This window comes from Curtobacterium sp. 9128 (assembly GCF_007673775.1).
Lineage (GTDB): Bacteria > Actinomycetota > Actinomycetes > Actinomycetales > Microbacteriaceae > Curtobacterium.
On the sequence record NZ_VEAF01000001.1, the window covers coordinates 591,546 to 604,358 of the forward strand.

A 12,813-nucleotide genomic window follows, 5' to 3' on the forward strand; every position below is an offset into this window, starting at 1 on the left:
GGCCCTAGGCCGTCCGGGCGTGGATGCGCGCGAGGTCCGCGGCGCCGACGACGCCCGCGTCGTTGACGAGCTCGGCGATCACGAACTCCGGCTCCGGGTGGTACCCGCGGGCGGGGAGGTTGTTGAGGTAGGCCTGGCGGATGGGCTCGAGGAGGCGCTCCCCCGCGCTCGCGACGCCGCCGCCGAAGACGAACAGCTGCGGGTCGAGCACGGCGGACAGCGAGGCACATGCCTCGCCGAGGTGCCGGCCGAGCCGCCGGAGCGCCGCGAGCGCACCCGGGTCGTCGGCGAGGATGAGGTCCCCGACGACCTTGCCGTCGAGGTGCCCGCCGTTGTCGTCCCGCGCCTGGGCGAGCGCGACGCCGATGCCGCCGGCGTCGGCGACGTCGTTCGCCATCCGCTGCAGTGCCCGGCCGGAGCCGTACTGCTCGATGCAACCGCGCGCGCCACAGCCGCAGGGCAGGCCGTTCGGGACGATGCGGAGGTGTCCGATCTCGCCGCCGGTGCCGAAACCGCCACGGAACAGCCGGTCCTCGGTGACGATCGCGCCGCCGACACCGGTGCCGATCGTGAGCATCGTCATGTCGGAGACGAGCCGCCCGGCCCCGAACCGGAACTCGGCCCAGCCGGCGGCGTTGGCGTCGTTGTCGACGGTGATGTGCACGTCGCCGACGCGCTGCTGCAGCTTCTGCCGCAGCGGCTCGTTCCGCCAGCGGATGTTCGGCGTGTAGTAGACGATCGACTGCGAGGCGTCGATGAAGCCGGGAGCGGCGACACCGACGGCGCTCACCTCGTGCGCGGCACGCAGTCGCGAGACCATCGCGACGACGTCGTCGAGCATGGCGTCCGGGTCCGCAGCGTTCGTGGCGACGCGGTCCTCGGCGAGGATCTCGCCGAGCTCCGAGACGACCGCTCCCGCGATCTTGGTCCCCCCGATGTCGATTCCGATGGCGTGCACGAGGACCGAGCCTACCGGTTCGGTGCGTTCTCATCGAACGCCGCGCATCGCGCCCTATGCTGGGATCAGAGCCCTCGAAGATGAGGCGAACTCGAATCGAATCGGCCGACAAGGGAGTCACCGTGAACGATCAGCGGCCCGCCACCACCGGCGCAGGCACCACCCCGACGACGGCACCCGTCGCACCCGACCACGGCTCGGCGGCACGACTGCTCGCCGACCGCGCGCGACTCACACCGGACCGCCCGCTCCTCGGGCAGCGGAACGGCGACACGTGGTCGACGATCCCCGCGTCCGACGTGCTCGCCCGGGTCCGTGGCATCGCGAAGGGGTTCGTCGCCGCCGGCCTCGAGCCAGGAGCCCACGTGGCGATCCTGTCGCGCACGCGGCTGGAGTGGACGCTCGTCGACTTCGCGATCTGGACCGCCGGCCTGGTGTCGGTGCCGGTCTACGAGACCAGCTCCCCCGACCAGGTGCAGTGGATCCTCGGCGACTCCGAGTCCGTCGCGATCGTCGTCGAGCAGGAGGAGCACGCCCGCCGTGTCGCCGGGATCGCCGAGGCCCTGCCGCACCTCGGCCAGCACTGGACGATCGACGGCGGCGGGCTCGACGACCTCGTCCGCCTCGGCGAGGACGTGTCCGACGCCGACCTCGACGCCAGGACGGCATCCGTGCACGGGCACGACGACGCCACGATCATCTACACGTCGGGCACCACCGGTCGGCCGAAGGGCTGTGTGCTGCGGCACGACAACTTCACCGCCACCGTCGAGGGATCGACCGAGGCGATGAGCGAGATCATCGCGGGCGACGCCTCGACCCTGCTGTTCATCCCGATGGCCCACGTGTTCGCCCGCTTCATCGCCGTCATGTCGATCTCCGCCGGCACGCTCGTCGGCCACGAGCCGGACACCAAGGACCTGATGCGGGCCGTGGCGACCTTCCGGCCCACGTTCCTGCTCGCGGTCCCGCGGGTGTTCGAGAAGATCTACAACTCCGCCGAGCAGAAGGCCGACCTCGGCGGGCGCGGCCGGGTGTTCCGCGCCGCGGCCGACACCGCCGTCGCGCACTCCGAGGCCGTCGCCGCCGGTCGGGTGCCGCTCCTGCTCGCGCTGCGCTACCGCCTGTTCGACCGGCTCGTGTACTGCAAGCTCCGCGACGCGATCGGCGGCCGGGTGCAGTACGCCATCAGCGGCTCGGCACCGCTCAGCCCGCGACTGTCGCACTTCTTCCGGTCGATCGGCGTCCTCATCCTCGAGGGCTACGGCCTCACCGAGACGACCGCACCGGCCACCGTGAACCGGGCCGCGGAGCTCCGCATCGGCACGGTCGGGCGCGCACTGCCCGGCGTCGAGGTCCGCATCGCCGACGACGACGAGATCCTCATCCGCGGCGTGGACGTGTTCGACCGGTACTGGCAGAACCCCGAGGCCACCGCGAAGGCCTTCGCGGACGGCTGGTTCCGCACCGGCGACCTCGGTCGACTCGACGGCGACGGCGTCCTCACGGTCACCGGACGCGCCAAGGAGCTCATCGTGACCGCGAGCGGGAAGAACGTCGCCCCCGCACCGCTCGAGGACCGCATCCGTGAGCACCCGCTGGTCGGGCAGGTCGTCGTGGTCGGTGAGGGCAAGCCCTTCGTCGCGGCGCTCGTGACCCTGGACCGGGACATGCTGCCCGGGTGGTGCCAGGCGCGTGGGATCACCCCGGCGCTCTCCGCACACGAGGCCGCCTACGACGAGCGCGTGCACGCCGCCGTGCAGGAGGCGATCGACGCCGGCAACGCGCACGTGTCGCGTGCCGAGTCGGTCCGCTCGTTCACGATCATCGACACCGAGCTGACCGAGGCGTCCGGGCACCTCACGCCCAAGCTCACCATCAAGCGGAACGTCGTGATGCGGGACTTCGCGGCCGACGTGGAGCACATCTACTCCGGGTCGAAGGTGCAGACGACCGCGACGCCGGTGGTGGCGGGACGCCGCCGGCGCTGATCCGGCCCGGCGAGCGGGTGTGACTGGAGGCCCGGTGCCGGTCCGTCGGACCGGCACCGGGCCTCCAGTGCGTCACGTCTCGTCAGTCAGCCGTTGCGCCCGTCCGGAGCGTCAGCGGGGTCCAGGACGGCCGTGGCGGACGTCGTCGGGACCGGCTCCGGTCGGCGGTTGGTGCGGGTGCGGTGCGAGCTGAGCTCGTCGTCCTGAGGTGCCATCGTGCGTCCTGGGTGGGTGTGGGAATCCGTGCCGGTGGGGGGCCGACCCGGACACGGTACCTCGCTGCCGGGACAAGGCGACAATCCCGCGTCCGGGTGTCACGATCGTGCGGTGATCCGCACGCGGCTCAGTGGAACCAGTCCTGCGTCCGGATGTCCCGGAGCGCCTGCCGACGGGTCTCCGGCGCCAGCGTCATGACGTACACGGTCCCGTCGAGGTGGTCGACCTCGTGCTGCAGCGCCTCGGCCATGAGCCCGGTGCCCTCGACGACGACCTCGTTCCCGTCGACGTCGACGCCGCGGACCTTCGCGTACGGGTACCGCGAGGTCGGGTACGCCAGTCCCGGCACCGAGAGGCAGCCCTCGTCCATGAGCTCGGGTTCACCGGACACCTCGACGACCTCGGGGTTCAGGACGTAGCCGACCTCCCCGTCGACGTTGTAGGAGAACGCGCGCAGCCCGACGCCGATCTGCGGGGCGGCGACGCCGGCACGGCCGGGTTCGCGGACGGTGTCGACGAGGTCCTGCACGAGGTCGCGGATCCCCGGGGACCCGAGCGCCGACGGCGCGATCGGGTCGGCCGGCGAACGGAGGACGGGGTCGCCGAACAGGCGGATGGGACGGACGGTCACGTTACTGCAGCACCACCAGGAGGTCGCCGGCGTCCACCTGCTGGGTCACCGGGATCGCGAGACGGCCGACGGTGCCCCCGGTGGGCGCCGTGATGGCCGCTTCCATCTTCATCGCCTCGATGCTCGCCACGGCCACTCCGGCCTCGACGACGTCACCGACGGCGACCTTGAGCGTCACGACACCGGAGAACGGTGCCGCGACCTGTCTGGGGTCGGACCGGTCCGCCTGCTCGGCGGCCTTCGTCTCGACGTGGATCGACCGGTCGCGGACCGCCACGGGACGGAGTTGCCCGTTCAGCGTCGCCATCACGGTGCGGACGCCCCGCGCGTCCGCCTCGCCGATCGCCTCGAGCCCGACGAGCAGGTCGACGCCGGGGCCGAGCGGGACGACGTGCTCCTCGCCCTGACGGAGGCCGTACAGGTGGTCCAGGGTCGACACCGTCGACAGGTCCCCGTACTCGTCGCGCACCTGCTGGAACGCGGCCGTGGGCTGCGGGAAGAGCAGCCGGTTGAGCGCGGCGCGGCGAGCCGGACCCGGGGTGGCGAGGTGCGCGCGCTCGTCGTCCGGCACGGGCGTGACCTCGAGCGAGACCGTGCGACCGGCCAGGACCTTCGAGCGGAACGGCTCGGGCCAGCCGCCGGGCAGCTCGCCGAGCTCACCCGCCATGAAGCCGATGACGGAGTCCGGGACGTCGTACTGCTGCGGGTTCTGCTCGAAGTCGTCCGGGTCGGCGTCGACGGCCGCGAGCTGGAGCGCGAGGTCCCCGACGACCTTCGACGACGGCGTCACCTTGGTCGGGCGCCCGAGGATCCGGTTCGCCGCGGCGTACCAGTCCTCGACCTGCTCGAACCGGTCGCCGAGCCCGAGGGCGATCGCCTGCTGGCGGAGGTTCGAGAGCTGCCCGCCCGGGATCTCGTGCTGGTAGACACGGCCGGTGGGACCGGCGAGCCCGGACTCGAAGGGGGCGTACACGCGACGCACCGCTTCCCAGTAGGGTTCGAGGTCGCCGACGGCGGCGAGGGAGATGCCGGTGTCGCGCTCGGTGTGCGCCAGTGCGGCGACGAGCGCGGACATGCTCGGCTGGCTCGTCGTCCCGGCCATCGGCGCCGCGGCGACGTCCACGGCGTCGGCGCCGGCACGGGCCGCGGCGAGGAGCGTCGCGAGCTGGCCGCCGGCGGTGTCGTGCGTGTGGACGTGCACCGGCTGGTCGAACCGTTCGCGGAGTGCGGTCACGAGCCGCTCCGCCGCACCGGCACGGAGGAGCCCGGCCATGTCCTTGACGCCGATGACGTGCGCACCAGCCGCCACCATCTGCTCCGCCAGGCGGAGGTAGTAGTCGAGCGTGTAGAGGTCCTCGGCGGGGTCGAGCAGGTCGCCCGAGTAGCAGAGTGCGGCCTCGGCCACGGCGGTGCCCGTCGCGAGGACGGCGTCGAGGGCCGGACGGAGCTGGCTGACGTCGTTGAGGGCGTCGAACACGCGGAACACGTCGACGCCGGTGGCGGCTGCCTCGGCCACGAAGGCGTCGGACACCTCGGTCGGGTACGGCGTGTACCCGACGGTGTTGCGTCCACGCAGCAGCATCTGGATCGGGATGTTCGGCATGGCCTCGCGCAGGGCCGCCAGGCGTTCCCACGGGTCCTCGACGAGGAAGCGGAGTGCGACGTCGTACGTCGCGCCGCCCCACGCTTCCATGCTGAGCAGCTGCGGCGTCAGCCGCGCCACGTGCGGGGCCACCGCGACCAGGTCTCTGGTGCGCACCCGGGTCGCCAGGAGGGACTGGTGGGCGTCGCGCATCGTGGTCTCGGTGACCGCGAGCGCGGTCTGGGCGCGGAGGGACTCGGCCCATGCCGCCGGGCCGAGCTGCTGCAGGCGCTGGCGCTCACCGGGAGGCGGCGCTGTCGTCAGGTCGACCCTCGGGAGCTTCAGCGCAGGATCGACCATCTGCGCGCCACGCTCGCCGTTCGGTCGGTTCACCGTGACGTCGGCCAGCCAGTTGAGGACCTTCGTCCCGCGGTCCTTCGACACGTGCCCGGCGAACAGCTGCGGTCGCTCGGCGATGAAGGACGTCGAGACGTCGCCGCGGGCGAAGTCGGGGTCGTCGAGCACGGCCTGCAGGAACGGGATGTTCGTGCTGACGCCCCGGATGCGGAACTCCGCCAGGGCGCGCTTGGCCCGGGCGACGGCGCTCGGGAAGTCCCGCGCACGGCAGGTCATCTTCGCGAGCATCGAGTCGAAGTGCGGGCTGATCTGTGCGCCGGTGGCCACCGTGCCGCCGTCGAGCCGGACGCCGGCGCCACCGGGACTGCGGTACGTGGTGATGCGCCCCGTGTCCGGACGGAAGCCCTGCGTGGGGTCCTCGGTCGTGATGCGGGTCTGGAGCGCCGCACCGTGCACGGCGACGGTGTCCTGCGACAGGCCGAGGTCGCCGAGGGTCTCCCCCGCGGCGATGCGCATCTGCGACTGCACCAGGTCGACGTCGGTGACCTCCTCGGTCACCGTGTGCTCGACCTGGATGCGCGGGTTCATCTCGATGAAGACGTGCTGGCCGGCACGCTCGCCGACGGTGTCGAGGAGGAACTCGACGGTGCCGGCGTTGACGTACCCGATCGACCTCGCGAACGCGACGGCGTCGCGGTGCAGCGCCCGGGCGACGTCGGCGTCGAGGTTCGGCGCCGGGGCGATCTCGACGACCTTCTGGTTCCGGCGCTGGACGGAGCAGTCACGCTCGAAGAGGTGGATCGTGCCGGCGTCATCGCCCGTCGCGTCGGCGAGGATCTGCACCTCGATGTGCCGCGGGCGGAGCACGGCCTGCTCGAGGAACATCGTCGGGTCGCCGAACGCGCTGTCGGCCTCGCGCATCGCTTCCTCGAGCGCCGGACGGAGCTCCTCGGGGGTCTCCACGCGGCGCATGCCCCGACCGCCACCGCCGGCGACGGCCTTGGCGAACACCGGGAACCCGATGGCCGCGGCGCCGGCGACGAGCTCGTCGACGTCGCGACTGGCCGGGGTGCTGGCGAGGACCGGGACGCCGGCCGCGATCGCGTGCTCCTTCGCGGTGACCTTGTTGCCCGCCATCTCGAGGACGTGCTGGCCGGGGCCGATGAAGGTGATGCCGTTCGCGGCGGCGGCCGCGGCGAGGTCCGGGTTCTCGGACAGGAAGCCGTAGCCGGGGTAGATCGCGTCGGCGCCGGACTCCCGCGCGACGCGGATGATCTCCGACACGTCGAGGTAGGCCCGGACCGGGTGCCCGCGCTCCCCGATCAGGTACGCCTCGTCCGCCTTGAGACGGTGCAGCGAACCGCGGTCTTCGTAGGGGTAGACAGCGACGGTCCGGGCGCCGAGTTCGTACGCCGCGCGGAAGGCACGGATCGCGATCTCACCACGGTTGGCGACGAGGATCTTGCGGAACACGCGGGCCCTTTCAGCGCTGGGTCAGGTGAGACCACCCTACTGGCGGTAACGTTGCTCAACGTGCATGTACTCAGCGTGAGCTCTCTCAAGGGCGGTGTCGGCAAGACGACGGTCACACTCGGCCTGACCTCGGCCGCGTTCGCCAAGGGACTGCGAACGCTGGTGGTCGACCTCGACCCCCAGTCGGACGTCTCCACGGGCCTCGACATCGACATCGCCGGCCACCTCAACGTGGCCGACGTGCTCGAGAACCCGAAGGAGAAGATCGTCCGCCAGGCCATCGCGCCGTCGGGGTGGACGAAGGGGTCCCAGGGCAAGATCGACGTGATGGTCGGCTCGCCCTCGGCGATCAACTTCGACGGCCCGCACCCGTCGATCCGCGACATCTGGAAGCTCGAAGAGGCGCTCGCCAATGTCGAGCAGGACTACGAACTCGTCCTCATCGACTGTGCGCCGTCCCTGAACGCGTTGACCCGCACCGCGTGGGCCGCTTCCGACCGGGTCTCCGTCGTCACCGAGCCCGGGCTGTTCTCCGTCGCCGCCGCCGACCGAGCACTCCGTGCGATCGAGGAGATCCGCCGCGGTCTGTCCCCCCGACTGCAGCCGCTCGGCATCATCGTGAACCGCGCCCGCGTGCAGTCGCTCGAGCACCAGTTCCGGATCAAGGAACTCCGCGACATGTTCGGGCCGCTCGTGCTCTCGCCGCAGCTGCCCGAGCGCACCTCCCTGCAGCAGGCCCAGGGTGCAGCGAAGCCCCTGCACGTGTGGCCGGGCGAGTCCGCGCAGGAGATGGCGCGGAACTTCGACCAGCTGCTCGAGCGGATCATGCGCACCGGCAAGATCGGGCCGTACGCCGACGGAGCACCTCCCGCCGAGTGACGGCCCCGCGGCTCCCGACACAGCGAAACCCCCGGCACGGATTGCCGGGGGTTTCGTCGTTCGGGGCTTCGTCAGGGTGCTGGGTCGCCCGGACCGGAATCGATCCCACACCCGACGAGTGGTCACGACGCACCGCTCATTTCCCCCGAGTGGTCGACAACGGTCGCGCGAAGTGCCGTGCGGCGACGATCTCCGACCGTTCGACGCGCGGGAGGCGGGGTGTCGTGACCACTCGGGGCAGGGCACGGAGGGCACGCGGGCACAGCGCACGGGCACGGGCACGGGCACGGGCACGGGCACAGCGCACGCGCACGCGCATCTCGAGGTTCCACGACTCGCCGCTCAGGTCCGTGGGGGTTCCACGAAGCGGCGGTCCGACGCGTCGAGGTGCGCGAATTGCGGAACCTCGACGGGAACGGGAACGGGAACGCGCACGGGAACGGGCGCCTGCCCGCGGGCGGGTCAGGAAGCGCGGGTTGCGCGGCGCGCGGCGAGCTCGTCGGCGGGGTCGGCTGCCGGGGTCGCGTCGAGCTCGACCAGGGAGCTCTCGACCTCACGCAGGACCTTGCCGACCGCGATGCCGAACACGCCCTGACCGCGAGACACCAGGTCGATGACCTCGTCGTCGGAGGTGCACAGGTAGACCGAGGCTCCATCGGACATCAGGGTCGTCTGGGCGAGGTCCGAGACGCCGGACTCGCGGAGCTGGTTGACGGCCGTGCGGATCTGCTGGAGCGAGATGCCGGTGTCGAGGAGGCGCTTGACGAGCTTCAGGACGAGGATGTCGCGGAACCCGTACAGCCGCTGCGAACCGGAACCCGCGGCGCCGCGGATGGTCGGCTGCACGAGTTCGGTGCGGGCCCAGTAGTCGAGCTGGCGGTAGCTGATCCCGGCGGCCTTGGCGGCGACGGTGCCGCGGTAGCCGTTCTGCTCGTCGTGTTCCGGGAGCCCGTCGGTGAAGAGCAGCCCGAGGTCGTACCGCGTCATGTCCGACGGGGTGCCGGGGGTACCACTGTCGCTCATCGAACTACCCCACTCATTGGACTGCCTTCCAGGACGATCGAGCCCTCATCCGAAGCTTCAACGACGGGTTGAGAGTTGTGCCGGTTCCCACGGTAGCGACTCCGACGGCTCCGACGCGGGACATCCGACTCGGCGCGTCCGGCGTGTCGAGGATACGCCCCGGCACCGACTCCCCGACAGGGCCCGCGCGGGTCCCGGGTCATGCGTCCATCCGTCCGATCGCCGCGCGGATCAGGTTCGAGCGGATCACCTCGAGGTGACCGGCGATCTCCCGCGCGGCCTCGAGCGCCTTGGCCTTCGACGTGGCGTCCCCGCGGCGGGAGACGGGCATGAGGGCCGACTCGATGAGCCCGACCTCGCGCTCCGCGGTGGACCGGAAGGTGCGGAGGTGCCGGGGTTCGATGCCGGTCCGCTGGAGTTCGACGAGGGCCTTCAGGACGACCACGGCGTCCTCGCCGAAGGTCTCCGACGCGGGCAGCAGCGATGCGGACACGGCGTCCGCGAGCAGCATCGGGGTCGCGCCGGCCGCACGGACGAGGTCGTCGCGCGAGTACCGCTTCTCGCCCCCGAGGATGGAGGGCTTCGGGCCGTCACCACCCCCGGGCAGGACGGGCTCGCGACCGGCGTCGAGGTCGGCGAGGTACTCCTTGATGACCTTGAGCGGCAGGTAGTGGTCGCGCTGCAGGCCGAGCACGATCCGGAGTCGCTCGACGTCGGCCGCGGAGAACTTGCGGTACCCGCTCGCCGTCCGGATCGGCGTGACGAGCTCACGCTCCTCGAGGAACCGCAGCTTCGAACTCGACAGGTCCGGGAAGTCCGGCTTGAGCCGGGCGATGACCTGGCCGATCGTCAGCAGGTCCGCGGCCGGCGAACCCGACCGCGCCGCGGCCGAGCGGGCGGCCACTACGCGTTCGCCAGGCGCGCCAGGTCGACCCGGGATGCGTAGAACGTCAGGCGGAACTTGCCGACCTGGACCTCGGCGCCGTCGGTGAGCGGCGCTTCGTCGATCCGGGTGCCGTCGAAGTACGTCCCGTTGAGCGACCCGAGGTCCTTCACGCGGAACGCCGTCCCGGTGCGGACGAACTGCGCGTGCTTGCGCGAGACCGTGACGTCGTCGAGGAAGATCTCGGCGTCGGGGTGGCGACCGGCCGTCGTGACGTCGGAGTCGAGCAGGAACCGGGCGCCGACGTTCGGGCCGCGACGCACGACGAGCAGTGCCGAGCCGGACGGCAGGGCGTTGATCGCGTCGCGCTCTTCGGGTGAGACACCGGACTCCGGCGTCAGCGCGGCGCCCATGTCCATGCTGAAGGTCAGCGTCGTGTCGACCAGCCGCTGCTCCGGGGCTCGTGCTCCCTGCGGCTGCGGAACCACTGGATCTGGCATCGTGGACCTCCTCCTCTTGGCAACCAAGCGTATCGGAAACGCCTGGGTGCGCGAGAGTCCCGTGGACGGGTGACATCCGCTGTCCGCGACGAGCGGACAGCTGCGCGCTCGGCTCCACGGCCCGGAACGCCGGTCAGCGGCCGCGCGCGAGCAGCCAGAGCAGGTAGGGCGCGCCGACGACACCGGTGACGACGCCGACGGGCAGGGTGTTCCCGGGGATCGCGAACTGTGCGACGAGGTCGCTCGCCAGGACGACCACGGCGCCCACCACGGCCGTCACGCCGAGCGCGACCCGGCCACCGCCGACGAGCCTCCTGGCCAGGGGCGCGGCCATCAGCGCGACGAAGGACACGGGGCCGGCGGTGGCGACGGCGGCGGCGGTGAGGCACACGGCCGTGAGGAACAGCAGGAGCTTCGCCCGGTTCGGTCGGAGCCCGAGCGAGGCGGCGACGTCGTCGCCGAGGGTCAGGACGGTGAGCCGTGGGGACTGCACGAGGGCCGCGGCCATCAGCACGACGAACGCGACCGCGAGCACGCCGACGACGTCCCGGTCGACGGCGTTGAGGCTGCCGGAGAGCCAGAGCAGGGCGGTGCCGGCCTGTTGCACGGTGCCGCTGGTCAGCATCCACCCGGTGACGCTCAGCGACATCGCGGCGACCCCGATGCCGACGAGCACCACGCGGTTGCCGGTGATCCCCCGACGCCAGGCGAGGGCGGCGATGAGCAGTGACACGAGCACCGCGCCGACGAGCACCGTCCAGAACAGGCCGATGCCGGAGACCCCGAAGAGGACGATCGCGGTCAGGCCGGACGCGCTCGCGCCGGACGTGATGCCGATGACGTCCGGACTCGCGATCGGGTTCCGGACGACGCTCTGCACGATGCCGCCCGCCACGCCGAGCGCGGCCCCGACGAGGACGGCGGCGAGGGTCCTCGGCCCGCGGAGCTGCCCGATCACGAAGTCCGAGATCGTGTCGCCGTGCCCGACCATCGCCGCCACGACCTGCCCCGGCGAGAGCGGGATGTCGCCGACGCCGAGGCCGACGAGCACGAGGGCGACGAGCACGACGAGCACGACCCCGAGCACCACGAGCTCACGTCGCGCTCCCCGGAGTCGGCCGGGAGCGGCGACCCGGCCGGCCCGGGCGTCGACGACCTCACCCCTGCTCACAGGCCACGCACCGCCCGCGAGCGCACGAGTGCGATGAACACCGGCGCACCGATCAGCGCCGTCACGATGCCGACCTGCAGCTCCCCCGGGTACGCCACGACGCGTCCGATGACGTCGGCGACGAGGAGCAGCGCCGGCGCGACGAGGGCGGACAGCAGGATCGTCCACCGGTGGTCGGGACCGCTCAACCGGCGGACGGCGTGGGGCACGGCCAGCCCGACGAACGCGATCGGCCCGGCGGCGGCGACCGCGGACCCGGCGAGCAGCACCGTGACCAGGCCACCGACCGCACGGACCACCACGACACGCTGCCCGAGCGACGCCGCGAGCTCGTCCCCGAGTGCGAGCGTGTTGAGCGACCGACCGAGGGCGAACGCGATGCCGAGCCCGACGACCACGGGGACGGTGACGATCCCGGCGGTGCCGAGGTCCTTCCCGGCGAGCGCACCGACCTGCCAGAACCGCAGCTGGTCGAGCAGGCTCTGGCTCGTCACGAGGACGGCGGTCGAGACCGACCCGAGCGCGGCAGCGACCACGGCACCGGAGAGCGCGAGCCCCACCGGGGTCAGCCCGCGGCGGGCGACGGCCGCGATGCCGTACACCAGGAGTGCCGCGAGGGCCGCGCCGACGAAGGCGAAGGGCAGGTAGGCGGCGGTGCCACTGATGCCGAAGACGGCGATGCCGGTGACCACCGCGAGCGCCGCGCCGGAGTTGATGCCGAGGATGCTCGGGTCGGCGAGCGGGTTGCGCGTCACGCCCTGCATCACCGCACCGGCGACGCCGAGTGCGGCACCGGCGAGCAGCCCGACGAGGGTGCGCGGCACCCGGTTGCCGAGGACGATGAGGCCGATCTCGTCGTTCCGGCCCGGGTGCAGCACGGTGTCGAGGACCGTCCCCAGCGGGATCGGCCGCGATCCGAAGGCGATGCTCAGCGCCACCGCGACGAGGAGCACCACGACGGCGAGGACCGTCGCGCCGACGAGTCGGCGGACGGAGCTGGGCGCGGGAGGCACGGGCGACGGGGAACGCATGAGGGGTGAGGCAACCCTAACGGCTCGTCGGGTGACGGCTCCTCGGCGATCGTCGAGGCAGTCGTGAGCGCGTGCAGGGCTCGTTCATAGCTCCGTCATGGGGAACGGGCCTGTACTC

Annotated in this window: 11 protein-coding genes; 2 read left to right on the plus strand and 9 right to left on the minus strand. The window is 72.0% G+C overall.

The window, feature by feature from the left end:
• Positions 1 to 4: 4 nt before the first annotated feature.
• A complete protein-coding gene (locus FS641_RS02760) occupies positions 5 to 958 on the minus strand; it encodes an ROK family glucokinase (protein WP_144759491.1) in 954 nt (317 codons plus the stop codon).
• A 122-nt stretch (positions 959 to 1,080) separates the two neighbouring features.
• Between FS641_RS02760 and FS641_RS02765 the strand changes: the two genes are divergently transcribed.
• The gene (locus FS641_RS02765) at positions 1,081 to 2,949 is read left to right on the plus strand and encodes a long-chain fatty acid--CoA ligase (protein WP_313957790.1); all 1,869 of its coding nucleotides are present in this window, start codon (positions 1,081 to 1,083) and stop codon (positions 2,947 to 2,949) included.
• A gap of 86 nt (positions 2,950 to 3,035) precedes the next feature.
• Here the strand turns inward: FS641_RS02765 and FS641_RS18340 are convergent, their stop codons facing one another.
• The 3 genes from FS641_RS18340 to FS641_RS02775 form a co-directional block, all read right to left on the minus strand.
• Positions 3,036 to 3,164 carry a hypothetical protein gene (locus tag FS641_RS18340; RefSeq protein WP_260855619.1) on the minus strand — a complete coding sequence of 43 codons (129 nt, stop codon included), beginning with the start codon at positions 3,162 to 3,164 and terminating at the stop codon, positions 3,036 to 3,038.
• Positions 3,165 to 3,292: 128 nt separating this feature from the next.
• Complete coding sequence (locus FS641_RS02770; RefSeq protein WP_144759497.1) at positions 3,293 to 3,796, minus strand: peptide deformylase; 504 nt, start codon at positions 3,794 to 3,796, stop codon at positions 3,293 to 3,295.
• Between the two features lies 1 nt (position 3,797).
• Entirely contained in the window at positions 3,798 to 7,208 is a 3,411-nt protein-coding gene (locus FS641_RS02775; RefSeq protein ID WP_144759500.1) for a pyruvate carboxylase, read from the minus strand.
• Between the two features lie 60 nt (positions 7,209 to 7,268).
• Here FS641_RS02775 and FS641_RS02780 point away from each other — a divergent pair, with 60 nt between their 5' ends.
• Complete coding sequence (locus FS641_RS02780; RefSeq protein WP_144759503.1) at positions 7,269 to 8,087, plus strand: ParA family protein; 819 nt, start codon at positions 7,269 to 7,271, stop codon at positions 8,085 to 8,087.
• 462 nt (positions 8,088 to 8,549) lie between these two features.
• On the opposite strand, the gene FS641_RS02785 is transcribed toward FS641_RS02780, so the two are convergent.
• From FS641_RS02785 to FS641_RS02805, 5 genes are all read right to left on the minus strand, one after another.
• A complete protein-coding gene (locus FS641_RS02785) occupies positions 8,550 to 9,110 on the minus strand; it encodes a MerR family transcriptional regulator (RefSeq protein WP_186317542.1) in 561 nt (186 codons plus the stop codon).
• Between the two features lie 199 nt (positions 9,111 to 9,309).
• Entirely contained in the window at positions 9,310 to 10,014 is a 705-nt protein-coding gene (locus FS641_RS02790) for a MerR family transcriptional regulator (RefSeq protein ID WP_144759506.1), read from the minus strand.
• Positions 10,014 to 10,493, minus strand: a complete 480-nt coding sequence (locus tag FS641_RS02795; protein WP_144759509.1) for an FHA domain-containing protein — start codon at positions 10,491 to 10,493, stop codon at positions 10,014 to 10,016. Before FS641_RS02795 ends, FS641_RS02790 begins: the two co-directional genes overlap by 1 nt.
• Before the next feature lie 133 nt (positions 10,494 to 10,626).
• Entirely contained in the window at positions 10,627 to 11,664 is a 1,038-nt protein-coding gene (locus tag FS641_RS02800) for an iron chelate uptake ABC transporter family permease subunit (RefSeq protein ID WP_186317543.1), read from the minus strand.
• A complete protein-coding gene (locus tag FS641_RS02805; RefSeq protein ID WP_144759512.1) occupies positions 11,661 to 12,695 on the minus strand; it encodes an iron chelate uptake ABC transporter family permease subunit in 1,035 nt (344 codons plus the stop codon). Before FS641_RS02805 ends, FS641_RS02800 begins: the two co-directional genes overlap by 4 nt.
• Between the last annotated feature and the right edge of the window lie 118 nt (positions 12,696 to 12,813).

Excerpts from the sequence above, each read along its gene's own strand:
- FS641_RS02785 (WP_186317542.1), bottom strand. The coding sequence starts at position 9,110 with ATGAGCGACAGTGGTACCCCCGGCACCCCGTCGGACATGACGCGGTAC.
- FS641_RS02795 (WP_144759509.1), bottom strand. The coding sequence starts at position 10,493 with ATGCCAGATCCAGTGGTTCCGCAGCCGCAGGGAGCACGAGCCCCGGAG.
- FS641_RS18340 (WP_260855619.1), bottom strand. The coding sequence starts at position 3,164 with ATGGCACCTCAGGACGACGAGCTCAGCTCGCACCGCACCCGCACCAAC.
- FS641_RS02805 (WP_144759512.1), bottom strand. The coding sequence starts at position 12,695 with ATGCGTTCCCCGTCGCCCGTGCCTCCCGCGCCCAGCTCCGTCCGCCGA.